This window comes from Caulobacter sp. AVps18 (assembly GCF_058681425.1).
Genome location: NZ_CM178737.1, coordinates 1,606,495 through 1,626,109, shown reverse-complemented (window position 1 = coordinate 1,626,109; position 19,615 = coordinate 1,606,495). Strand labels below are relative to the sequence as shown.

Below are 19,615 nucleotides of genomic sequence, written 5' to 3'. Positions count from 1 at the left end.
CAGGCGCATAGACCAGGACCGGACCGGTCACCTCAGGCCCAAGCCGACAACAGCCCGCGCAGCCCGGCCACGAAGGCCAGGGGCTGGTCGATCATCACATGGTGGTCGGCGTCGGGAATGGGCACGAGCAGAACGTCCTTGGGCATTTCCCCGATCATATAGTCCAAGGTCTCGGCATGCATAAGGTTGGATCGCTCGCCCCACATCAGGGCGGCCGGGCAGGCGATCTGCGACAGCAGAAGCCCCAGATCAGGCATGCGGAAGCGCTGCCAGATGGCCGGATCGAACTTCCAGGTCCAGCCGCCCTCCACGTCCTTCAGCGAGCGGCGGGCGATGTAGTCAGCGATATAGAGGTTCTCGCAGGCCTGGGGCGGGGCCAGGCGGAAGCGGGCCAGGGCCTCGACCAGAGTCGGATAGACCTTGCTGCCAAAGCCGGGGCGGTTTGGCGGTCCCTTCCAGCGCTTTTCCGGCGGCTGGATGCTGCTGTCGACCATGATGATGCCGCGCAGCCGGTCGGCATGCTCGACGCCGCAATAGAGGGTGGGAAAGCCACCGAACGAATGGCCCACGAAGATCGGCTTGACCCCGCCGGCCTCCAACTGCGCCGCCTCGACCGCCGCAAAGGCCTCGGCGGCGAACGACTGGGCCGAATAGGCCTCGCGCCAGTCCGATCCGCCCATGCCGGCCCACGAAATCGCCGCGATCCGCCAGTCCTTGGCGAAGAACGGGGCGATGAAGCTCCACCAGTCGGCGTGGGCCCCGTTGCCGTGCAGGAACAGCAGGCCCGGCTTGCCGATCTCGCCCCAGGTCAGCATCTCGATCGCGGCGCCGTCGACCATGACCGTCGAGCGCTCGGGGGCCATGGCCAGGGCGTCCTCGAACCAGGCCGGGGCGGGCGGAACCTCACCGGCGAAGGCCTCCAGGGGGGCAGGCATCGGCGGCACGGCGCGGGCCAGTTGTTCCTGATCGTCAGCCATGCTCAGCCCTCGCCCTTGTAGGCGGCTTCGCCGGGGCGAGGCTTGCGCGACGACAGGGCCTTGAAGACGCCCGTGCCGGTGATCAGGGTGCGCTCGCCCGACCAGATCCGGCCGCGCACGGTGAAGACCATGTCCTCCTCGGCGATCAGCTCGCCCTGCCCTTCCACCCAGTCGCCCAGCTTGGCGCCCGACAGGAAGTCGCACATCAGCCGCACCGTCACCCAGCTGTAGGACTTCTGCAGCGAGATGATCCGCCCCCAGGCCATGTCGGCGAAGCTCATCAGCATGCCGCCGTGACAATTGCCCAGGCCGTTGGTGTGGTGCTCCTCGACGCGAAAGCCCAGGTTGGCCTCACCGGGACCCGAGCGCTGCTCGAACAGCGGCCCGATCTGGCGGCCAAAGCCGCGCGACCAGTTGAGCTGGGAATAGCCATCGGGGATGGCGGCGGTCTGGGCGTCGGTAAGATCGTCGGACATGGGACAAATCCTAACGACCGTTTGAACAAAGCGGAACCCTTCCCCGACGGCCGTGTAAGGACAAGGCGTCGAGCGGCGTCTAACCTCTTCGAACACGGGATGGGCCATGGGCGCGGATCGCAACAGGGACGAGGCTTTCGCCGACTGGCTGGCGCCGCATCTGGCGGACTTACGCCGGATCAGCCGCGCCTTCGCCGAGCCGGCCGATCAGCATGACCTGATGCAGGAGCTGATGCTGGCGGTGTGGAGCGCCCGCCCCCGCTTCCAGGACCGCAGCGCGGCGGCGACCTTCGTCTATCGGGTGGCGCATAACACCGCCCTGACCTGGAAGCGCGGTGAGACCCGTCGCCGGCGGCGGCGCGAGGCGATTGAGGCCGAGATGGCGCTGCGCGTCGAGCACGAGGCAGCCGAGCCCGAGGCCAGCCTGCTGGACCGGCTCTACACGGCCATCAGGACCCTGCCGCCGGTGGATCGGTCGCTGATCCTGATGTCGCTGGACGGCTTGGCCTATGCCGAGATCGCCCGGCTGCACGGCCTTTCCGAAACCAATGTCGGCGCCCGCCTGACCCGCGTGCGGCAGCGGATCGCCGCCCTCGTGGAGGAGCACTCCGATGGACTTTGACCGTCTCGAACAGGCCTGGCGCTCGGAGGCCAACACCCCCGACGCCAAAGCCCACGCCTATCTGATGGAGGAACTGATGCACACTTTGAAAGCCCGCCGTCGCGGGGAAATGCTGCTGCTGGCGATCCCGACCGCCGCCATGACCCTGTTCACCATCATAGCCGTGCGGTCGATCCTGATCGGCAACACGGATATCGGCCAAGAATGGGGCGCGATGGGCATGATCGCCGTCTGCTGGGTCGTGCTGGCGGCCGTGATGGTCGTCGGCATGCTGATGCGGCGGCGCGGCAAGGCCGGCGGATCGCCGGTGCGCGAGACCCTGGCCGCCATGCTGGCCTCCAACCGCTCGGCCCGGGCCAATTGCAGGATCTTCTGGATGAGCCTGCCGGTCTTCATGGTCCCCATGCTGTTCGCCGTCGGCCAGTTGAACGACGTAGGCAAGACCACCGACCGTGACATGGGACAGATGCTGCTGGTGTTCGGCGTGGCGCTCGGCGCCAGCGTGGCCTGGAACACCGGTCGCTATTTCAGGGTGCTGAAGCCCGAGCAGAAGCGACTGGAGGCGCTGCTGGCCGAGTACGAAGGCTAGAAGGCCCCGCCGGCGCGCAGGTTGATCCCGTATTCGAGCGAGCCCTTCATGGCCGCCAGCATATGCATCCAGCCGCCGGCGTTGCCCTGCGAGGCCGTGATTCCGGCCTGGGTTTCCGGCCAGCCGGCTTCGCTGATCTGGACCAGGGTGTTGCCGCCGTCCAGAGGCTTGAACACGATCTCCACGGTGTTGACACCTTCACCGACCGCCGAACCCCACTCGAATACGATGCGCTCGTCCTTGATCACCTCGCGGGCGGTGACCGGAAAGCTCTCGTCGAACTCGGGGAACTTCCACATCACCGTGACACCAGGAACCAGCGGGCCGGTTGAGGTCTGGATGAAATAGCCGCTGAGCTTCTTGGGATCGACGACGGCGTCGAACACTTGGGCCGCCGGTTTGCGGATCTTCAGCTGAACCTGAAATTTCAGTTCCATGGCCTGGACCTCCGTTGCGTCGGATCGATTTTATCTGTTATAGATGTATAACATGTCAAGCGCCGACCAGGACGATCTGCTGTTCAAGGCCCTCGCCGACCGGCGACGGCGCGAGATCCTGGACCTGTTGAAAGCTGCCCCGCGCACAACGGGTGACCTCTGCCGGCACTTCGCCGACACGCTGGACCGCTGCACGGTTATGCAACACCTGGGCGTTCTGGAGAAAGCCGAGCTGATCATCGCGCAACGCGAGGGCCGCGTACGCTGGAACCATTTGAACGCCGCGCCCTTCGCCGATATCCACGAGCGCTGGATTTCTCCCTACGCCAGAGAGGCGGTCGGCTTGCTGGCGCGACTGAAACGGGAGCTGGAAAAAACCTAGACGATACCCGCCGCCGCCAGCACGGCCGATTGTCGCTTGGCCAGGCCTTCTTCCGAGAAGCCTTCCAGCGAGGCCTCGAACATGGCCCGCCAGTTCTGGCGAGCCCCCAGGTGCAGGAAGGCCGCGCCCAGACCGATGGCGGCGCGGTCCATGAACACGAACTCGCGCGGAATGGTGATGGGCCCCTTTTCCTTCAGGGCCTGGCGCACCTTGAAGGCCTCGCGGCGACCATATTCGCCCGGCGGGGTGTCGTCGGCGACCGTGCGCACCCGGTCGTCCAGCAGCGGGCCATAGATGAACCGCGCCCAGACGTTCAGCACATCGACCAGATCGTCATTGAGATTGGAGAAGCCCCAGCTGCGATAGGCCTCGATCTGCTGCTCGCGGTCATCGGCCAGCAGGCCGCGATAGAGCCGCACCACGCCGGCCACGAAGCGGGGCGGGAAGATGCGGATACAGCCGAAATCCAGCAGGTTGAGGTGCGCGGCGCCGTCCCCGCCCGCCGGTCCGCCGAAGGTGTAGTTGCCCAGGTGCGGGTCGCCATGGATGATGCCCAGCTGGGTCATCGGGCTCCACCAGGCCTCAAACAGCAGGGCGGCGATGCGGTCTCGGGTCTCCTGCGGCGCGTCCTTGAAGGCCATCAGGCCCTGGCCCTCCAGCCAGGTCATGCTGAGCAGGCGCTTGGTCGACAGGGCCGGCAAGGGCTCTGGCACCCGGATCGCGTCGCGGCCCGAAAAGAAGCCGCCATACAGCGCCATCAGCCTGGCTTCGCGCTCATAGTCCAGCTCCTCGCGCAGGCGATCGCCGATCTCCTCGATCATCTGGGTCGGGTCGATCGAGCCGTCCATCCGCTTGAACAGCGAAAACAGCGAGCGCAGCTGACCAAGGTCGCTCTCAACAGCGCTCTGCATGTCGGGATATTGCAGCTTCACGGCGATGGCCCGGCCGTCGGGGGCGAGCGCGCGGTGCACCTGTCCCAGCGAGGCGGCGGCGGCGGCCTCATGCTCAAAGCTCTGGAAGCGGCCCTGCCAGTCGGGGCCCAGCTCGGCGGCCATCCGGCGGCGCACGAAGGGCCAGCCCATGGCCGGGGCGTTGGTCTGCAGCTCCGCCAGTTCAGCCGCGAACTCGGGCGGCAAAAGGTCGGGCACGGTGGCGAACATCTGCGCCGCCTTCATCAACGGCCCCTTCAGCCCACCCAGCGCCGCCTTCAGCGCCTTGGCGTTGCGGGCATCGGCGCTGTCGCCGCCAAACAGGCTGTTGGCGCCGTAGCTGACCGCCGCGCCCGACAGCCCCGCCCCGACCTTGGCAAAGCGCGTCAGGCGACCGGCCAGGCGGTCGCGCTCGGGGTCTTTGATATCGTCAGCCATGGTGCAAACACTCAATTTTCTTGTCATCCCGGGCGGCCAAAGGCCGACCCGGGACCCAGGGGCAAAGCCCGATGCGGTGGCCCCTGGGTCCCGGCTCTCCGCTTCGCTGCGGCCGGGATGACAAGTGAAATTTAGTTTTCAACCAAGGCCTCGAACTCGTCCACCAGCCGCTCCAGCTGCGAACAGCCCGCCGCCCAGAACGCTTTTTCGCGCGGGTTCAGGCCAAACGGCTTAAGCGCCTCGACATAGGTTTTCGTCCCGCCGGCCGCGAGCAGCTCTTCATAGAGCGGCGCAAAGCCTTCGGGATCCTCGCGGCGCTTTTCCATCAGGGCCCGCACCAGCAGATCGCCGAAGGCATAGGCATAGACGTAGAACGGCGCGTGGCAGAAGTGGCTGACATAGGCCCAGTAGTGCTCATAGCCGGGATTGAGCCTCACGGCCGGGCCCAGGCTCTCGCCCATCACCTCCAGCCACAGCGCGCCGATCTGCTCGGCCGACAGCTCGCCGGCCTGACGCGCTTCGTGGAAGCGGCGCTCGAAGCGGTGGAAGGCGATCTGGCGGACCACGGTGTTGAGGCCGTCCTCGATCTTGCCGGCCAGCAGCTTCTTGCGATCCTCAGGCGTCGCCTCGGCGAGTAGCCGGTCGAACACCAGCCCCTCGCCGAAGATCGAGGCCGTCTCGGCCAGGGTCAGGGGCGTGTCGGCCAGCAAGGTGCCCAGCGGCTGGCACAGGGTCTGGTGCACGGCATGGCCCAGCTCGTGGGCCAGGGTCAGCACGTCGCGCCGCTCGCCCATGAAGTTCATGAACACATAGGGGTGGCGCTGCGCTGTCACCGGATGGGCGAAGGCGCCCGACTGCTTGCCGGCCCGGGGCCGCGCGTCGATCCACGGCTGGGTGAAAAAGGTGCGGGCCGCATCGGCGAACTTGGGGGCCAGGGTCTGGAAGCTGTCCAGCACCAGATCCTGCGCCTCGGCCCAGCCATAGGCGCGGGGCGCGGCGGCATCCAGCGGGGCATTGCGGTCCCAGTAGTCCAGCGCCTCGACGCCCATCAATTTGGCCTTCAGCGCATAATAGCGATGCGACAGGCGCGGATAGGCCTCGACCACGGCCGCTTCCAGGGCGTCCACCGCATCGGCGTCGACCTCATTGGCCAGGTGGCGCGACTGGGCCGGATGGTCGTAGTGGCGCCAGCGGTCCTCGACCTGCTTCTCGAAGGCCAGGGTGTTGAGCGCCAGGGCCTGGGTCGAGGCGGCCTCTTCCAGAGCAGCGGCCAGACCCTCGGCGGCGGCCTTGCGGCGGGTCACATCGGCGTCCGACAGGCGGTTGAGCACCTGCGGCAGGGTCAGGGCCTCGTCGCCGACCTGGGCGCGCAGCTTCGACAGGGTCTCGTCATAAAGGCGCACCCAGTTGGCGGCGGCCGGGCTCTTGTCGACGATGAAGCGTTCCAGCTCGGCGGAAAGCTCGTGCGGCCGCGACAGGCGCACCCGGCGCAGCCACGGCGCCCAGCGGACGCCCGGCGGGTAGGCGTGAAGCGCGGCCTCGATCTCGGCGTCTTCCAGCTGGTTCAGTTCCAGGGTGAAGAACAGGCTGTCGGCGGCGATGGTGGCCGAGCGGGCCCGCAGGTCGCCCTCGAACTTGGCCCAGGCCGGATCATCCTTGGCCACCGACGAGGCCAGGCCCGCATAGGCCCCCACGCTCCACAGGCTGTTGGTGGCCTGCTCGTACAGTTTGATGCCGCGATCGATCAGCACGCCCAGCCGCTCGGGCTCGCCCCGCGCCTGCAGAAACAGGCCCTCCAGGCTGGCCAGTTCGTCGTTCGACGCCTTGGCGGCGGCGAGATCAACCTCGATGCGCGGATCGTCGCGACCGGCATAGAGGTCGGCGAGGTTCCACTCGGGAAGGGTGTCGGTCTTGAAAGGCGCGTTCATGATCACAGGGATATGGCGCGTACGGGGTCCGACGCAACGGCGGGGTGGGCAATGGGGCGGAGATTCGGTGAGGCCGGGTGAGATCCTCCCCTCTCGGGGGAGGTGGCGCGAAGCGCCGGAGGGGGCAGCGCGGCATAAGCCCAGATGACCCCCTCAGTCCCTCCGGGACAGCTCCCCCAGAGGGGGAGCATCTATTTGGCAGCCACAAGTTTCCCGCCTCACGCGAACAGTCGCTGAGTTTCAGTGGGGAGGCGCGAAGCGGCCGGGGCGAACCCGGGGACCGTGATGTGGTTAGTGTGCGTTTCGGCTCGTCTCTTCCGCTTCGCAGAAGCTGTTCTGACCGTGAGGATGGCGAGCTCGCGAGCGCTGTTTCAGCTCTGGCCCCCAATTGTCCCCCGGACGGGCACGCCCAACCCCTGCGGTGTATCCGTGAGGGGTCCGACGGGTCGCGATAGACGGCTTTACGATCACCGCCCTGTCGTTCCGCGCTGTCTGGCAAGCAAGACCTCCGGTGGCCCCGGATCAATCCAACGAACAGGCCACTTTCATCCTCGCTGCGTGACCGCGCGGCCCCGCTCAGCTTCATCCCCATCGCCGCTTCGGGCCGGTACCAAGCGCCCTCCCCCTGCGACGGGGACAGCTGTGATTATGGGGGTGGTTTTGAGCGCGTCTGATGGCGCGGTGCGAGATATTTTCAGGGCTTTGATTTCGTTGGATGTCGTGGGCGATACGCCTGGGATGGAGGGGGCTCTATCCCCGTTCTCCAAGCCAAAAAAGCTTGTCATCCCGGCCGGACGCCCGTGAGGGCGGGAGAGCCGGGACCCAGGGGCCGCCTCTCTGCCGGTTGCCCCTGGGTCCCGGCTCTCCGCTACGCTGCGGCCGGGATGACAAGTTTTTTGTATCTGTACAAAAAAAACCCGCCCCACCGGCGGGAGCCATCCCTAAATCCCACGGCGAGACGATCGCCAGACAGGACAGGTCTCTCAAGGACGACGCGCACGCGTCGCCGCGCCGCGGCGGCCCGAAGGGCCGTCCTTGACTGACCTGTCCTGTCCGGCACGCTGGCCTGCGTGAGATTTAAGGATAAGCGCGACGCGGGGCGTCTGGTTTGGGGAAAGAAGCCAGGGCGTGCTTCGACCCACCTCGGACATCGGGCAGGTTGGGTTACGGCCCTTAAATCTCCTGCTATGACTATGCCCGTCTCGAATTCGCGGCCATTGGCCGTCAGCAAATGACCGAATCCAAACTCGTCCAAGATCACCACCAGCGGTTCATTGCCTATGCGCTGATTGGCTATTTGGAAGTTGTCCGGCGTGCGGGGTCGGGCGACTCCGATTTCAATAATGTCATAGGAAATTTAGGCGTTTTGCGGCGGCTGAAAGCGCATTGCGCCGACGAAGTGCTCCTCGAGTTTTGGGAGAAGGTCGATCAGATGGAGTCGACACTAAATCTGTGTGGGCAGGATGCGTTCGAGCGCGCAATGGACAATGCTGTCGCGCCACTACTTCCGTACATGCGAGCGGAAATCTCGGTGGATGATGACGCGCTTTCAGCTGTCGATGAACTTCTTGCCGCCTCCCGGCCTAGCTTGCCATAGCGCGGACGTTAGGCACCGTTCTCCAGGTCCGCTTCCCACGCCTGAACCGTCCTTCCCAGCGTCCGCCGCCAAGCAGCCCACACCAGCCGCCCCCTCAAGCCCCATACCGCCGCACCAGCGCCTTCGGCGCCACCAGCCGCCACCCTGTGCGCAGCAGGCCCGCCAACTCATCGGCCTCGATCGCGTCCAGCCGCACCAGCACCGCCGGGTAGCCGCGATAGTGGTCGTCGTCGAAGAAGCGGTCAGGCGCGGCCTCGATCAGCATGGCCTTGGTGTCGAGGGCGCAGCGCACGGCCAGCACCCCCGCCACCGGCTCGCGCCGACCGCGCGGCGTGGCGCGCGCCAGATAGGGCCAGGCGAAGCTTTTGCCCTCAACGGAAAATGCCGGACCCGCCGGGCCTGAGTCGTCGTGGGCCTGCGGCAAGTCCAGCGCCAGGGCGCGAAGGGTGAAAAGATCGACCATGCTGCAACATTTGTCACTGGAACAAGGATATCCGCAACCCGGACCACGACAACTTGGGCTGTTCTGGTCAGATCTTGTTAATCCCTTCCGTTAACCTCCCGGACACCTCTCCGAAACTCGCCCTTTACCCCCTGTGTGTATCAGTTCGATGCAACAAGAGCCCTGCCCCATGTCGGGCGTGGCCGGTTATGGTGGGTGTTTTCCTATGTCCAAGACGGTCCTCGTCGTCGATGACGATCCGACCCAGCGCCGACTGATCCAGGCCGTGCTTGAGCGCGATGGCTTCGCGGTCTCGCACGCCGAAAGCGGCGACGCGGCCATGGCGCACCTGGCTTCCGGTGCGGCCACCGACGTCATCCTGCTGGACCTGGTGATGCCCGGCCTCAACGGCCAGGACGCCCTCAAGGAAATGCGCGCCCGGGGCTTTGCGCAGCCCGTGATCGTCCTGACCGCCTCTGGCGGCGTCGATACCGTGGTCAAGGCCATGCAGGCCGGGGCCACCGACTTCTTCATCAAGCCCGCCAGCCCTGAACGCATCACGGTCTCGATCCGCAACGCCCTGTCGATGGGCGACCTGAAGGGCGAGGTCGAGCGTCTGTCCAAGCGCGTCACCGGCCGCACCACCTTCGCCGACCTGATCGGCGCGTCCCCAGCCATGAGCCAGGTCAAGCGAATGGGCGAGCGCGCCGCCAAGAGCGCCATCCCCATCCTGATCACCGGCGAAAGCGGCGTCGGCAAGGAGCTGATCGCCCGCGCCGTGCACGGCAGCTCCGAGCGGGCCGGCAAGCCCTTTGTGGCGGTCAACTGCGGCGCCATCCCCGAAAACCTGGTGGAATCGATCCTGTTCGGCCACGAGAAGGGCAGCTTCACCGGCGCCACCGACAAGCACCTGGGCAAGTTCAAGGAGGCCGACGGCGGCACCCTGTTCCTGGACGAGGTGGGCGAACTGCCGCTGGACATCCAGGTCAAGCTGCTGCGCGCCCTGCAGGAGGGCGAGATCGACCCGATCGGCTCCAAGCGCTCGCAGAAGGTGGACGTACGCATCGTCTCGGCCACCAATCGCGACGTCGCCAGCGCCGTGGCCCAGGGCCGGTTCCGCGAAGACCTCTATTATCGCCTCAATGTCTTCCCGATCGAGGCCCCGTCCCTGCGCGAGCGGCGCACCGACATCCCGGCCCTGGTCGAGGCCTTTATCCGCCGGTTCAATGTGGAAGAGGGCAAGCGCGTCATCGGCGCCGCGCCCGAGACGCTGGACCTGCTGACCGCCTTCGACTGGCCCGGCAATGTGCGCCAGCTGGAAAATACGGTCTATCGCGCCATCGTCCTGGCCGACGCCCCCTATCTGCAGCCCTATGATTTCCCGGCCATTTCGGGGATCCAGGCGCCGCCGCCCGAAGAGACCGCCCCGGCGGCGGTCCTTGCGGGCCAGCCCGACCTGCCCGCCGTGCTGCAGGCCGCTCACGCCGCCATGGCCAGCGCCCCGGGCGACGCGCCGGTGCGCATCCTCGATGACCGGGGCCACTTGCGGACCCTGGAAGAGATCGAGCGCGACCTGATCCAGCATGCCATCGAGGTCTATGCCGGCCACATGAGCGAGGTGGCCCGTCGCCTCGGAATCGGCCGTTCGACCCTCTATCGCAAGGTGCGCGAGCAGGGCATCGACGTCGACATGAAGGAGGCCAGCTGATGGCCCTGGTCCTGCGTCCCGTGCCGCGCGAACAACGGCTCAAGACCCTGATCCGCCCGGCGGTCAGGCCGGCGAAGCCCGCCAGCCCGTCGGCCTGAGGCCCTATCCAAAAACACTTGGAGCGCGCCCGGGCGGGTTAACCGCTTACACTTAACCCTGGCGCGCTCAAGGGTCAGGCGACGCGGGTGATGTCGACCGTCTCGGCGTCGCTGAGATCCACCGTGCCGCGCAACCGGTGCCAGCCTGAAGCACCGCGCGCCGCTGCGCCCTCGGATTCCAGGTGCTGCAGTTCCTGCAGGATCACCGACACCGGCAGGGTGCGGCTCCAGCGTCGCTCCAGCTGCTGGACGATCTCTGTCGCGGCCACACCGGCCCCGCCGCGTTGCAGCGCCATCAGGATCATGTCGCCAGTCGAGCGGCTGCGGCGTCCCCGGCGGCTGGGCACCGATGCCGGCGCGAAAGAGGCCGTCTCGGCCGCCACGCGCCCCTCGACCAGGCCCGCGCGCTCGATCGCGCCCAGGGCCAGGCCGATAGCTTTCAGCTCGCCCTCGAAAGGCGCCTGGGCCCGTTTCTGAGCTTCGACCATACGGACCTCGAGATCCGCCTTTCTTTTTAGCAAATATTCGTACGTGCTGGCCATCGCGCTCATCCGTAATTATCAGCGTTATTCTGGCGCCGACGCAGATCCCTGATCCGCATGCGCTAGAGCCGAACGTCACCTAAACCGAGTGAAACGTTCCATTGTTCAATCATGTCAGTAACCGGGACGCCCAAGTGTCCTCCCCCTTGGTTACCGAAATCCTAATTACTCTCGCAGACCGAGAGTTTCTGGTAAGATTTCAGGACTGATTTCATGGAGGAAATGGCGCGCAAGCCCCCGAACCAGGGGGTGATGGCCTGAAGTTCAGTCTTCGGTTTCCGAAGTCTCGCGCGGCGGCGACCCGCGGCGGCCAAAGCCCTTGCCGCGCTTCATGGGCGTCTTCTCGCCCTTGGCCTTGGCGGCGATTTCTTTCAGCTTGATGGACTGGTTGACCGACAGGGCCTGATCGCGGCCGCCCTTTTCCGGGTCGGCGAAGGCGCGGCCATAGGTCTCGATGCGCTGGGTGACCGAGCCCAGGAACTCACCTTCCCAGTCGGAAAGCTCAACCCCGGTCTGTGCGGCGGCCCGCTGGGCGCGCTTGATCGCCTTCAAGGCCGAGCGCTTGGCCTGAGCACGAGGATCGGGGGGCTTGGCGCGCATCGACGGGAACTATTCCCCAAGCCGCGCCAAACCGCACCCCGCAAAAACGATCAGTTTAGATGGCGCCGACGGCCGACAGATAGAGGTCGAGGATGGCGTCCTCTTCCTGGCGCTTGGCGCGGTCCTGCTTGAGGATGCGGACCACCTTGCGCAGGATCTTGACGTCGAAGCCGTTGCCCTTGGCTTCGTTGTAGACTTCCTTGATCTGCTCGGAGATCTCGGCCTTTTCGACCTCGAGGCGCTCGATGCGCTCGATGATGCTCTTCAGCTGGCCTTGGGCGGTGGAGTTCAAAACGTCGGCGTGGGCGGCGTCGTCGGCCATGACGGAAAGCTCTTCAGGTCGGGGGTGGAATTGGGTCGCGGACCATAGTCTCGAGACCCTCCCGTCACAACAGGCCGTGCACCTGAATCATCGGCCGCAGGGTCGCCGGATCGACGAAATGGTGGACATGAAAGCCCATGTCCCGGGCCGCCGCGATATTGGCGGCGTTGTCATCGACGAACAGCAGGTCGGCAGGGGCCAGGCCGGTGCGCTCCAGGGCGATCTCGTAGATCCGCCGCTCGGGCTTGATCGTGCCTTCCTCGGCCGAGACGATCACGTCCTGGAAGTGGCGGAAGGCGGGGCTCATGGCCTGAACGTCGGGCCAGGCTTCCAGCGACATGTTGGTCAGCCCGAACTGCGGCACGCCCCGCGCGGCCAGTTCGTCCATCACGCCTTCGGTTTCAGGGATGGCGCCCGAGAACATTTCGGGCCAGCGATCCCACCAGGCGGCGATCTGCTCGGCATATTGGGGATACAGCGGCGTCAGCCGCGCGATGTTGTCGGCGAAGGCCACGCCCCGGTCGGTCTCGCCGTGCCAGTCCATGGTGCAGACATGCAAAAGGAACCCGTCGAGTTCGGCGGGTTCCTTGAAGATCTTTGCAAAGAGCGTGCGCGGATTCCAGCGCACGATGACATTGCCGACATCCCAGAGCAAAGCCCGGGGAGGCGCGGCAGAGCGTGACAGCTGAAAGTGGAAGCCGGTTTCGGCGCCCGTCACGCTCTTCTCCTCAAAGAAGACGCCTTCCCTGTCAGGGAAGGCTTCGGCATCAGCCCTGCTTGGCTTTGAAGCGCGGGTCGGTCTTGTTGATGATGTAGATGACGCCCTTGCGGCGAACCATCTTGCAGTCGCGGTGACGCGACTTCAGCGACTTCAGCGAGCTACGAACCTTCATGACCGTCTCTGTACTTCGGCGGAGAGGTTCGGGCGCGCGAAAAATGCGACCGGAACATCCGGGGTGTTAGGAGGGAGGGCGTATAGGCAAGGCAGGCGCCGGAGTCAATTGCCAGAACGCCTGTCGCGGGAACTTCACCGCTCTGTCGGGCTTGTGATTGAAGAGTTCGCCCGGATTCCAGTAGCCTAGCATCCATGGATCGTCGCTTCTTTCTCGTTCTTCTCCTCGCCGGTTGCGCGGACACCTCGCCGCAGGGACCGCTGACACCCCTGGCGCCCGCCATGCCCGCACCGGTCGCCCCGCCGCCGGGACCCGGCCAGGTGCCCGTCACCGCCACGCCGACCCCGCCGGGCGAACTGGGCTTCGAGGCCTGGCTGGCCGATTTCAGGGGCCGCGCCCTGGCGGCGGGTCTGACCCCGCAGTTGCTGGACCGCGAGCTGGGCGGGGTGACCCCAGACCCCAGGGTCATCAGCCTGGACGGCCGTCAGCCGGAATTCTCCAAGCCGGTCGGCGACTATATCAAAGGCGTGATCAGCGACGATCGCATCGCCGTGGGCCGCGCCAAGCGCGACAGCCTGGCCTTCATGCCTGATATCGAGAGCCGCTACGGCGTGCCGCGCGACATCCTGCTGGCCGTCTGGGCGATGGAATCGGCTTTCGGCAAGCTGCAGGGCAATTTCGACGTGGTCCGCTCGATGGTCAGCCTGGCCGCCGACGGCCGCCGGCGCGGCTGGGCCGAGGGCGAGCTGATCGCGGCGCTGAAGATCATCGATTCGGGCGAAGTCCCGCGCAGCCAGCTGAAGGGCTCGTGGGCCGGAGCCATGGGCCAGACCCAGTTCCTGCCCAGCAACTATCGCTCCACCGCCGTGGACGCCGACGGCGACGGCAAGCGCGACATCTGGGGCTCGGACGCCGACTCCCTGGCCTCGGCCGCCAACCTGTTGGCCAAGGGCGGCTGGAAGCCGGGCGTGGGCTGGGCCCGGGAAGTGATCCTGCCGGCCGGCTTCGACTATGGCCTCACCGAAGGCCCGCGCGAGGTTCCGGCCTGGTGGGAGGCCAAGGGCGTCCGGCGCGCCGATGGCCTGCCCTGGACCGCCGCTGACGCCGCCTCGCCCGCCGGCCTGATCCTGCCCGCCGGCGCGGGTGGCCCGGCCTTCCTGGCCCTGCCCAACCATTTTGCCATCCGCAAATACAACAACTCCACCTCCTACGCCCTGGGCATCGGCCTGCTGGCCGACCGCTTCGCCGGCGAAGGCCCGCTGGTCGCCGCCTGGCCGGTCGAGGCGCCCCTGTCGCTGGCCGACCGCATGGCCGCCCAGATCGCCCTGGCCCGCCTGGGCTTTGACCCCGGCGCCCCCGACGGCGTCATCGGCGCCGGCACCCGCAAGGCCCTGCGCGCCTGGCAGCAGAACCGCCAGCTGCCGGCGGACGGCTATCTGTCGATGGACATTGTGCTGCGGCTCAAGGCGCAGGCGGGGTTGAGCTAGGGCGCGCTGCTCCTTCTCCCCTTGCGGGAGAAGGTAAGCAGTCAGCCCGAAATCACCCCGTCGCCATCGCGAAGATCGCGTCGCGGGCCAGGTCGGGCCGCTCCATCGGCAGGAAGTGGCTGGTCCCGGCCACCGTCTCGATGACCACGTCCTTGCCGCGTTGTGTGAAGTTGTTGTTGGCCCGGCAGGTGGAGCCCTTCTCGGCCCGCAGGATGCGGACCGGCCCCGTCACATGGCGGATGGCCCGCCAGGGATCGTGGCCCTGGGCGGAATAGTTGGAGGCCTCCCAGGCCGGGGCACAGGCCAGTTCCACCTTGCCGTCGTCGCGGTCGATGAAGCCGCCGTCGACATAGTCCACCAGCATGACCTCGGGCCAGGTCTTGAAGGCCCCGCGCCCGGTATAGGCCGCCACCACCGCCTCACGATCGTCGAACACGGACCGTCGGCGCAGGGCGGCCTGCGCGATCGGCATCTTTTTCCACAGCGCGCCCGAGGTCCAGGGCGCAAGGGCATAAAGGGCCACCAGGCGCGGCATGATCACGGGATCGAGCAGCACCAGCCCCTTGACCGCAGCGGGCCGGGCCCCGGCGGCCAGCAGGCTGACTGTGCCCCCCATCGAGTGGCCGGCCAGCACCACGGGCGGGCCGTCCAGCGCCTTGAGCAGGGCCAGCAGGTCATCGCGCAGGTCGATCCACGAACGCCGCCCCTCGGTCCGGGTCGGAAGGGGCGTGGCGCCGTGGCCGCGCTGGTCGATGGCCAGCACCCGCAGCCCCGCCGCCAGCGGCGCCAGCAGGGTGGCATAGGTCTGGGCGTTGAACCCGTTGGCGTGGACGAAGACCACGTCAATGGGCCGATCCTGGGGGCCGAACTCCAGGGCGGCGATCTCGCCGGGGCCGGTGGCGCCGTCGATGGCGATCAGGCGTCTTCGCGGCGCTCGGAAAACGGCTGCGTCCATCGACGGCGCTCCTTCTAGAGCGTTATTCGGCGAAGTGGATACCGGTTCGCCGCCGAAATAACGCGTCAAAACAAGAATCTAGAGCAAACGACATGATGCAATCATGGCGACCTTTGCTCTACGGGGTTTAAGCTTGCGTCAGCTGCCATTCGCCGCCGTTGTCGCGGCAGGCGCTGTAGCGTTCGCGGGTCGGGCCCGAACCCGAGGTCGAGATCGAGGCGTCGATCAGGCGGCACGAGGCGTCGGCGGTCTGAAGCGGACGCACCAGCGAATTGGCGGCATAGCCGACTGCAGAACCGTTCTGGCCCACCAGCACCCAGCCGCCGGCCGGAACCGAGCCCAGGGCGTCGAAGGCCTGGCCCGCAGCCAGCTTGCCCACCACCTTGGCCTTGGTCGAGGGACCGCCGCGCAGGTTGGCCGCGCCGCTGGCCACATACTGGCCGCCCAGGGCGTCATAGCTGGGCAGGGCCTGCACGCCGGCGGCGAAGCGCAGGTTGCGGCTGTCGACCGGCGGGCCATAGGTGGAGGAGACCACCTCGATGCGGCCCGAGGCGCCGGTGCGGCTGTTGGACCAGGTCTGCGACTGGCCGGTTTCCAGGGCCTTCTTGGTGGCCTGCTGGGCCAGGGCGGTGTCGGTCGACTGCATGCGGCAGCCGATATAGGAGCCGGCCGCCGCGCCGGCCGCAGCGCCGACCAGGGCACCGAGGGTCTTTTCGTTCTTGGCGAGCTTGCTGCCGAGGAAGGCCCCGGCGGCGGCGCCGATCAGGGCCCCGCCTTCCTGCTTCTTGCCCGAGCCCTCGCACGAGAACAGGCCGGCCAGCGGCTTGGACTGGGCCAGGACGGGCGCGGGGGCAGCAGCGGCGCCGGCGGCGACCAGGGCGGCGATCACCAGGGCGGTTGAGGCTTTTGTCGTCTTCATCGAAGCAGTTCCCTTGCTGGGCCGGCGGGGGATCCGGCCATATTCCGTAGAGGCAGTGTTGGCGCCGCGTCCTGTCCGCGAGATAGTGTCTTATCAACGATAAGGGAGGACGGCATGAGCATCCACAGTGACGTGGACTATAGCTGTTTCAAGGTCGAGATCGAGGCGGGTGTGGCGCACATCCAGCTGAAACGTCCCGAGGCCATGAACACCATGACACGGGCCTTCTGGAACGAGCTTCCGGCCATCGTCAATCACATCAACGACAACGCCCTGGCGCGCTGCATCGTCATCTCCTCGACCGGCAAGCATTTCTGCGCCGGCATGGAGCTTTCGGTATTCACCGACGGCGAGGGCGTGACCGAGGAACGCGGCGGCGACCGCCACGTGGCCGGCGAAAGCTTCCGCCATCACGTCCACTATCTGCAGGACAGCTTCAGCTGCCTGGACCGGGCCCGCATGCCGGTGATCGTCGCCATCCAGGGCGGCTGCATCGGCGGGGCGGTGGACTTCATCAGCGCCTGCGACATCCGCTATTCGACCAATGATGCCTTCTTCTGCATCCAGGAAATCAATATCGGCATGACCGCCGATGTCGGCACCTTCCCGCGCCTGTGCAAGCTGATCCCCGAAGGCTGGGTGCGCGAGCTGGCCTATACGGGTCGCCGCCTGCCGGCCGGCAAGGCCATGGCCATCGGCTTGGTCAACGAGACCTTCGACACCCACGATGAGGTGGTCGCCCACGCCCTGGCCACCGCCCGCGAGATCGCCGAGAAGTCGCCCCTGGCCGTCACCGGCAGCAAGGTGATGATCAACTATGCCCGCGACCACTCGATCGCCGACAGCCTGGACTATATCGCCGTCTGGCAGACGGGCATGTTGGCCGGCTCGCACATGGCCGAGGCCTTCACGGCCAAGGCCCAGAAGCGGCCGGCCAGCTTCCCCGATCTCTTGCCGCTCAAGAAGCGGATGTAGCGGGCAGCTCGGCGCCGGTGAGGTCGCAATCATCGAGGCGGGCCTGGGTCAGGTCGGCCTCCATGAAGCGGGCGCGCTGGGCGCTGGCGCCATTCAGGTTGGCGCAGCGCAGGACGGCGCGGGTCAGGTCGGTGCGCAGGAAGCGGTCCTGCGCGATCTGCAGCGGGCCCAGCTGGGCGCCGCTGAGGTCGGCGCGCGCCATCTGCGCGTCGATCAGCCGGGCACCGCGCAGGTCGGCACCCTTCAGCTTGACGCCGCGCAGGTCGGCCCCGGCCAGGTTGGCCCCCTGCAGCTGGGCGCCTTCCAGGTCCATGCCGAAAAACACGCCGCCCGGAGCCGACAGCCCCGTCAGGACCCGCCCCTTGAGGCGCCTTAGCGGGCGGAAGTCGACGCCCTGGGCCTTGGCTGTCGCGCCCTCGCGTCCCTCGCTGCGGCAATACAGTTCGTGGGCGTCCACAACGTCCCACAGTGGCATGTCGTCGATATAGATCAGCGGCGGCGGGGCGCGCAGCACGCCGGCCATGTCAGCGCCGGCCAGATTGACGCCAGACAGGTCGGTTCCGACCATCACGGCCCGCCTCAGCGAGACCCCGGCCATGTCGGCGTTGAACAGGTTGGCGCCCGACAGGTCGGCGCCGTCCATGCGGGCATTCGACAGCCGCGCGCCCTGCAGCGACACGCCCGACAGATCGGCGTCGGTGAAGTCGGCGGTGCGGGCCAGCTCGCCGCCCAGCTGGGCACCCGCCAGGTTGGCCCCTGTCAGGGTGGCGTAGTCCAGCTCGCCCGGACGTTTGGAATGTTCGAGGATGCGAAAGCCCTCGGTCGAGTCCTGCAGCGCGGTGACGCCCTCACGCAGATCGGCGGCCGACAGGTCCGCGCCCGAGAGGTTGGCCCCGCGCAGGCAGGCGCCGCGCATGTCGGTGCGCGACAGGTCGGCCTCGCGCAGATCGGCGTCGCGCAGGTCAGCGCCGTAGAGCGTGGCGCGGGCCAGCTTGACCTTGGCCATCAGGGCCCCGCCCAGCAGGGCACCGGTCAGGTCGGCCTCCGACAGGTCGGCGCCTTCGAAATTGTAGTGGTTGAGATTGACGTAGGTCAGGCAGGCCCGTCGCCCGCCCGGCACGCCCTTCAGATAACGCCCATGCGCCTCCAGCATCTGCCGGACGACAGAGGGGTGCAGGATGCGGATCAGGCTGGGTCGTAGGGCGGCGGACATGCGCTGGCAGGGGGTCCTTCAGGTTGCCGAACCATCGCACAGCCGCTTTAAGGAAAGGTGCAGGCGAAGCTTGGGCGGGCCCTGAATCCTGCTTTTCGCGTCCCTAAAGCCAACCCTTGCGCTTGAACCAGATCAGCGGCCCCACGGCGGCCGCGAACATGAGGGCCAGGGCCATGGGATAGCCCTCCATCCAGCGCAACTCGGGCATGTGCTCGAAGTTCATGCCATAGACCCCGGCGATCAGGGTGGGCGGCAGGAAGACGGCCGAGAACACCGAGAAAATCTTGAAGATGGCGTTCTGCTCGATGTTGATCAGGCCCAGGGCCGCATCCAGCAGGAAGGTGATGTTGCCCGACACATAGCTGGAATGGTCGGTGATCGACTGCACGTCGCGCTGCAGGGATTTGAGGTGGTCGCGCAGGTCGCGATCGCCCTCGAACTGCTCGGCCAGGGAGGCGAAGCTGAGCAGGCGGGCCAGGCTGACCAGGCTGTCGCGGGCCTTGGCATTGACGTTCTGAGCCCGGCCCAGGCGGTTGAGGATCTGCTCGAAGGCCCCGCCGCGCGGCCGGTTGAAGATGGCGCGCGACTGGGCCTCGACCTCGCCGGCGGTGCGCTCGAGAATGTCGGCGGTGCGGTCGACGATGGCGTCCAGCAGACCCAGGAAGGTCTGCGGACCGTTGGGGCACAGGCTGGGCTGGCGCTCGGCCTGGGCGGCGAACAGCGAAAAGGCCCGCGGCTCGACATAGCGGATGGTGACCAGCCGCTGCCCCATCAGCACGAAGGTGACCGGCGCGGCGGTCGGCAGGTCGCCGTCAGCATTGACCAGCACGGTGGCGGTCATGAACGTGCCGCCGTCCTCCTGGTAGAGACGCGAGGAGGCCTCGATCTCGGCCATCTCCTCGCGGGTGGGCAGCAGCAGGCCGATCGACTGCTCGACGGCCACCTCCTCGGCGCGCGAGGGATCGACCAGCTCGACCCAGACCGCGTCGTCGGGCAGTCGCCAGTCGGGCGTGGTGCCACCGGCTTCGAAGCCCGGCGCACCGTGTCGCAGAATTCTCAGCATGGGTCGGCGAGCCTCGTCACGCG

At 67.1% G+C, this 19,615-nt stretch carries 23 protein-coding genes and 2 pseudogenes; 8 read left to right on the top strand and 17 right to left on the bottom strand.

What is annotated here, in order from left to right; genetic code table 11:
• Positions 1–32: 32 nt before the first annotated feature.
• Together ACW179_RS07610 and ACW179_RS07605 are read right to left on the bottom strand one after the other, a co-directional pair.
• Positions 33–977 carry an alpha/beta fold hydrolase gene (locus tag ACW179_RS07610; protein ID WP_492063693.1) on the bottom strand — a complete coding sequence of 315 codons (945 nt, stop codon included), beginning with the start codon at positions 975–977 and terminating at the stop codon, positions 33–35.
• A 2-nt stretch (positions 978–979) separates the two neighbouring features.
• Positions 980–1,453, bottom strand: a complete 474-nt coding sequence (locus ACW179_RS07605; protein WP_492063692.1) for a PaaI family thioesterase — start codon at positions 1,451–1,453, stop codon at positions 980–982.
• Between the two features lie 106 nt (positions 1,454–1,559).
• Here ACW179_RS07605 and ACW179_RS07600 point away from each other — a divergent pair, with 106 nt between their 5' ends.
• Together ACW179_RS07600 and ACW179_RS07595 are read left to right on the top strand one after the other, a co-directional pair.
• Positions 1,560–2,075, top strand: a complete 516-nt coding sequence (locus tag ACW179_RS07600; protein ID WP_492063691.1) for an RNA polymerase sigma factor — start codon at positions 1,560–1,562, stop codon at positions 2,073–2,075.
• Positions 2,065–2,664, top strand: coding sequence for a hypothetical protein (locus tag ACW179_RS07595; protein ID WP_492063690.1), 600 nt, complete (start codon positions 2,065–2,067; stop codon positions 2,662–2,664). Before ACW179_RS07600 ends, ACW179_RS07595 begins: the two co-directional genes overlap by 11 nt.
• On the opposite strand, the gene ACW179_RS07590 is transcribed toward ACW179_RS07595, so the two are convergent.
• On the bottom strand, positions 2,661–3,101 hold the full coding sequence (locus ACW179_RS07590; protein WP_492063689.1) for an SRPBCC domain-containing protein: 441 nt from the start codon (positions 3,099–3,101) through the stop codon (positions 2,661–2,663). The genes ACW179_RS07595 and ACW179_RS07590 overlap by 4 nt on opposite strands.
• A 52-nt stretch (positions 3,102–3,153) precedes the next feature.
• Between ACW179_RS07590 and ACW179_RS07585 the strand changes: the two genes are divergently transcribed.
• The gene (locus ACW179_RS07585) at positions 3,154–3,483 is read left to right on the top strand and encodes a helix-turn-helix domain-containing protein (RefSeq protein WP_492063687.1); all 330 of its coding nucleotides are present in this window, start codon (positions 3,154–3,156) and stop codon (positions 3,481–3,483) included.
• Here ACW179_RS07585 and ACW179_RS07580 read toward each other — a convergent pair.
• The 4 genes and pseudogenes from ACW179_RS07580 to ACW179_RS07565 all read right to left on the bottom strand — a co-directional run bounded on the left by ACW179_RS07580 (position 3,480) and on the right by ACW179_RS07565 (position 7,704).
• Positions 3,480–4,850 carry an ABC1 kinase family protein gene (locus ACW179_RS07580; protein ID WP_492063686.1) on the bottom strand — a complete coding sequence of 457 codons (1,371 nt, stop codon included), beginning with the start codon at positions 4,848–4,850 and terminating at the stop codon, positions 3,480–3,482. The genes ACW179_RS07585 and ACW179_RS07580 overlap by 4 nt on opposite strands.
• A gap of 23 nt (positions 4,851–4,873) precedes the next feature.
• Positions 4,874–4,973 (bottom strand): annotated as a pseudogene (locus ACW179_RS07575) (hypothetical protein); the annotation flags it as partial.
• An 8-nt stretch (positions 4,974–4,981) separates the two neighbouring features.
• On the bottom strand, positions 4,982–6,778 hold the full coding sequence (locus ACW179_RS07570; RefSeq protein ID WP_492063685.1) for a M3 family oligoendopeptidase: 1,797 nt from the start codon (positions 6,776–6,778) through the stop codon (positions 4,982–4,984).
• A gap of 781 nt (positions 6,779–7,559) precedes the next feature.
• Positions 7,560–7,704: pseudogene (locus tag ACW179_RS07565) on the bottom strand (hypothetical protein).
• A gap of 305 nt (positions 7,705–8,009) precedes the next feature.
• Here ACW179_RS07565 and ACW179_RS07560 point away from each other — a divergent pair.
• Entirely contained in the window at positions 8,010–8,375 is a 366-nt protein-coding gene (locus ACW179_RS07560) for a hypothetical protein (RefSeq protein WP_492063684.1), read from the top strand.
• Positions 8,376–8,469: 94 nt separating this feature from the next.
• Here the strand turns inward: ACW179_RS07560 and ACW179_RS07555 are convergent, their stop codons facing one another.
• Positions 8,470–8,838 carry an MmcQ/YjbR family DNA-binding protein gene (locus ACW179_RS07555; protein ID WP_492063683.1) on the bottom strand — a complete coding sequence of 123 codons (369 nt, stop codon included), beginning with the start codon at positions 8,836–8,838 and terminating at the stop codon, positions 8,470–8,472.
• Between the two features lie 205 nt (positions 8,839–9,043).
• On the opposite strand from ACW179_RS07555, the gene ACW179_RS07550 reads away from it, so the two are divergent.
• Both ACW179_RS07550 and ACW179_RS07545 read left to right on the top strand, forming a co-directional pair.
• Positions 9,044–10,525, top strand: coding sequence for a sigma-54-dependent transcriptional regulator (locus ACW179_RS07550; protein WP_492063682.1), 1,482 nt, complete (start codon positions 9,044–9,046; stop codon positions 10,523–10,525).
• Complete coding sequence (locus ACW179_RS07545; RefSeq protein ID WP_492063681.1) at positions 10,525–10,623, top strand: hypothetical protein; 99 nt, start codon at positions 10,525–10,527, stop codon at positions 10,621–10,623. The genes ACW179_RS07550 and ACW179_RS07545 overlap by 1 nt, the downstream gene beginning before the upstream one ends.
• A gap of 74 nt (positions 10,624–10,697) precedes the next feature.
• Here the strand turns inward: ACW179_RS07545 and ACW179_RS07540 are convergent, their stop codons facing one another.
• The 5 genes from ACW179_RS07540 to ykgO all read right to left on the bottom strand — a co-directional run bounded on the left by ACW179_RS07540 (position 10,698) and on the right by ykgO (position 12,980).
• On the bottom strand, positions 10,698–11,111 hold the full coding sequence (locus ACW179_RS07540) for a hypothetical protein (protein WP_492063680.1): 414 nt from the start codon (positions 11,109–11,111) through the stop codon (positions 10,698–10,700).
• 318 nt (positions 11,112–11,429) lie between these two features.
• Positions 11,430–11,765 carry a hypothetical protein gene (locus ACW179_RS07535; protein WP_492063679.1) on the bottom strand — a complete coding sequence of 112 codons (336 nt, stop codon included), beginning with the start codon at positions 11,763–11,765 and terminating at the stop codon, positions 11,430–11,432.
• Between the two features lie 55 nt (positions 11,766–11,820).
• Positions 11,821–12,087, bottom strand: a complete 267-nt coding sequence (gene gapR, locus ACW179_RS07530) for a nucleoid-associated protein GapR (RefSeq protein WP_035047451.1) — start codon at positions 12,085–12,087, stop codon at positions 11,821–11,823.
• Positions 12,088–12,151: 64 nt separating this feature from the next.
• Positions 12,152–12,805 carry an HAD-IA family hydrolase gene (locus ACW179_RS07525; protein WP_492063678.1) on the bottom strand — a complete coding sequence of 218 codons (654 nt, stop codon included), beginning with the start codon at positions 12,803–12,805 and terminating at the stop codon, positions 12,152–12,154.
• 49 nt (positions 12,806–12,854) lie between these two features.
• Positions 12,855–12,980, bottom strand: coding sequence for a type B 50S ribosomal protein L36 (gene ykgO, locus ACW179_RS07520; protein ID WP_018061125.1), 126 nt, complete (start codon positions 12,978–12,980; stop codon positions 12,855–12,857).
• A 194-nt stretch (positions 12,981–13,174) separates the two neighbouring features.
• Between ykgO and ACW179_RS07515 the strand changes: the two genes are divergently transcribed.
• Positions 13,175–14,467 carry a lytic murein transglycosylase gene (locus ACW179_RS07515; protein WP_492063677.1) on the top strand — a complete coding sequence of 431 codons (1,293 nt, stop codon included), beginning with the start codon at positions 13,175–13,177 and terminating at the stop codon, positions 14,465–14,467.
• A 52-nt stretch (positions 14,468–14,519) separates the two neighbouring features.
• Here the strand turns inward: ACW179_RS07515 and ACW179_RS07510 are convergent, their stop codons facing one another.
• Positions 14,520–15,422 carry an alpha/beta fold hydrolase gene (locus ACW179_RS07510; RefSeq protein ID WP_492063676.1) on the bottom strand — a complete coding sequence of 301 codons (903 nt, stop codon included), beginning with the start codon at positions 15,420–15,422 and terminating at the stop codon, positions 14,520–14,522.
• Between the two features lie 127 nt (positions 15,423–15,549).
• The gene (locus ACW179_RS07505) at positions 15,550–16,341 is read right to left on the bottom strand and encodes an SH3 domain-containing protein (RefSeq protein ID WP_492063675.1); all 792 of its coding nucleotides are present in this window, start codon (positions 16,339–16,341) and stop codon (positions 15,550–15,552) included.
• 114 nt (positions 16,342–16,455) lie between these two features.
• On the opposite strand from ACW179_RS07505, the gene ACW179_RS07500 reads away from it, so the two are divergent.
• Positions 16,456–17,316, top strand: a complete 861-nt coding sequence (locus ACW179_RS07500) for a crotonase/enoyl-CoA hydratase family protein (RefSeq protein ID WP_492063674.1) — start codon at positions 16,456–16,458, stop codon at positions 17,314–17,316.
• Here the strand turns inward: ACW179_RS07500 and ACW179_RS07495 are convergent.
• Both ACW179_RS07495 and ACW179_RS07490 read right to left on the bottom strand, forming a co-directional pair.
• Positions 17,300–18,529 (bottom strand): pentapeptide repeat-containing protein, encoded by a 1,230-nt coding sequence (locus ACW179_RS07495; RefSeq protein WP_492063673.1) that lies wholly within the window; start codon positions 18,527–18,529, stop codon positions 17,300–17,302. The genes ACW179_RS07500 and ACW179_RS07495 overlap by 17 nt on opposite strands.
• A gap of 103 nt (positions 18,530–18,632) precedes the next feature.
• Positions 18,633–19,592: a magnesium transporter CorA family protein gene (locus tag ACW179_RS07490; RefSeq protein WP_492063672.1), complete on the bottom strand. Its 960-nt coding sequence runs from the start codon at positions 19,590–19,592 to the stop codon at positions 18,633–18,635.
• Positions 19,593–19,615 lie beyond the last annotated feature (23 nt).

Excerpts from the sequence above, each read along its gene's own strand:
- ACW179_RS07610 (WP_492063693.1), bottom strand. The coding sequence starts at position 977 with ATGGCTGACGATCAGGAACAACTGGCCCGCGCCGTGCCGCCGATGCCT.
- ACW179_RS07490 (WP_492063672.1), bottom strand. The coding sequence starts at position 19,592 with ATGCTGAGAATTCTGCGACACGGTGCGCCGGGCTTCGAAGCCGGTGGC.
- ACW179_RS07535 (WP_492063679.1), bottom strand. The coding sequence starts at position 11,765 with ATGCGCGCCAAGCCCCCCGATCCTCGTGCTCAGGCCAAGCGCTCGGCC.
- ykgO (WP_018061125.1), bottom strand. The coding sequence starts at position 12,980 with ATGAAGGTTCGTAGCTCGCTGAAGTCGCTGAAGTCGCGTCACCGCGAC.
- ACW179_RS07600 (WP_492063691.1), top strand. The coding sequence starts at position 1,560 with ATGGGCGCGGATCGCAACAGGGACGAGGCTTTCGCCGACTGGCTGGCG.
- gapR (WP_035047451.1), bottom strand. The coding sequence starts at position 12,087 with ATGGCCGACGACGCCGCCCACGCCGACGTTTTGAACTCCACCGCCCAA.
- ACW179_RS07545 (WP_492063681.1), top strand. The coding sequence starts at position 10,525 with ATGGCCCTGGTCCTGCGTCCCGTGCCGCGCGAACAACGGCTCAAGACC.
- ACW179_RS07580 (WP_492063686.1), bottom strand. The coding sequence starts at position 4,850 with ATGGCTGACGATATCAAAGACCCCGAGCGCGACCGCCTGGCCGGTCGC.
- ACW179_RS07495 (WP_492063673.1), bottom strand. The coding sequence starts at position 18,529 with ATGTCCGCCGCCCTACGACCCAGCCTGATCCGCATCCTGCACCCCTCT.
- ACW179_RS07570 (WP_492063685.1), bottom strand. The coding sequence starts at position 6,778 with ATGAACGCGCCTTTCAAGACCGACACCCTTCCCGAGTGGAACCTCGCC.
- ACW179_RS07550 (WP_492063682.1), top strand. The coding sequence starts at position 9,044 with ATGTCCAAGACGGTCCTCGTCGTCGATGACGATCCGACCCAGCGCCGA.
- ACW179_RS07605 (WP_492063692.1), bottom strand. The coding sequence starts at position 1,453 with ATGTCCGACGATCTTACCGACGCCCAGACCGCCGCCATCCCCGATGGC.
- ACW179_RS07560 (WP_492063684.1), top strand. The coding sequence starts at position 8,010 with ATGACCGAATCCAAACTCGTCCAAGATCACCACCAGCGGTTCATTGCC.
- ACW179_RS07595 (WP_492063690.1), top strand. The coding sequence starts at position 2,065 with ATGGACTTTGACCGTCTCGAACAGGCCTGGCGCTCGGAGGCCAACACC.
- ACW179_RS07500 (WP_492063674.1), top strand. The coding sequence starts at position 16,456 with ATGAGCATCCACAGTGACGTGGACTATAGCTGTTTCAAGGTCGAGATC.
- ACW179_RS07590 (WP_492063689.1), bottom strand. The coding sequence starts at position 3,101 with ATGGAACTGAAATTTCAGGTTCAGCTGAAGATCCGCAAACCGGCGGCC.
- ACW179_RS07540 (WP_492063680.1), bottom strand. The coding sequence starts at position 11,111 with ATGGTCGAAGCTCAGAAACGGGCCCAGGCGCCTTTCGAGGGCGAGCTG.
- ACW179_RS07505 (WP_492063675.1), bottom strand. The coding sequence starts at position 16,341 with ATGAAGACGACAAAAGCCTCAACCGCCCTGGTGATCGCCGCCCTGGTC.
- ACW179_RS07510 (WP_492063676.1), bottom strand. The coding sequence starts at position 15,422 with ATGGACGCAGCCGTTTTCCGAGCGCCGCGAAGACGCCTGATCGCCATC.
- ACW179_RS07515 (WP_492063677.1), top strand. The coding sequence starts at position 13,175 with ATGGATCGTCGCTTCTTTCTCGTTCTTCTCCTCGCCGGTTGCGCGGAC.
- ACW179_RS07555 (WP_492063683.1), bottom strand. The coding sequence starts at position 8,838 with ATGGTCGATCTTTTCACCCTTCGCGCCCTGGCGCTGGACTTGCCGCAG.
- ACW179_RS07585 (WP_492063687.1), top strand. The coding sequence starts at position 3,154 with ATGTCAAGCGCCGACCAGGACGATCTGCTGTTCAAGGCCCTCGCCGAC.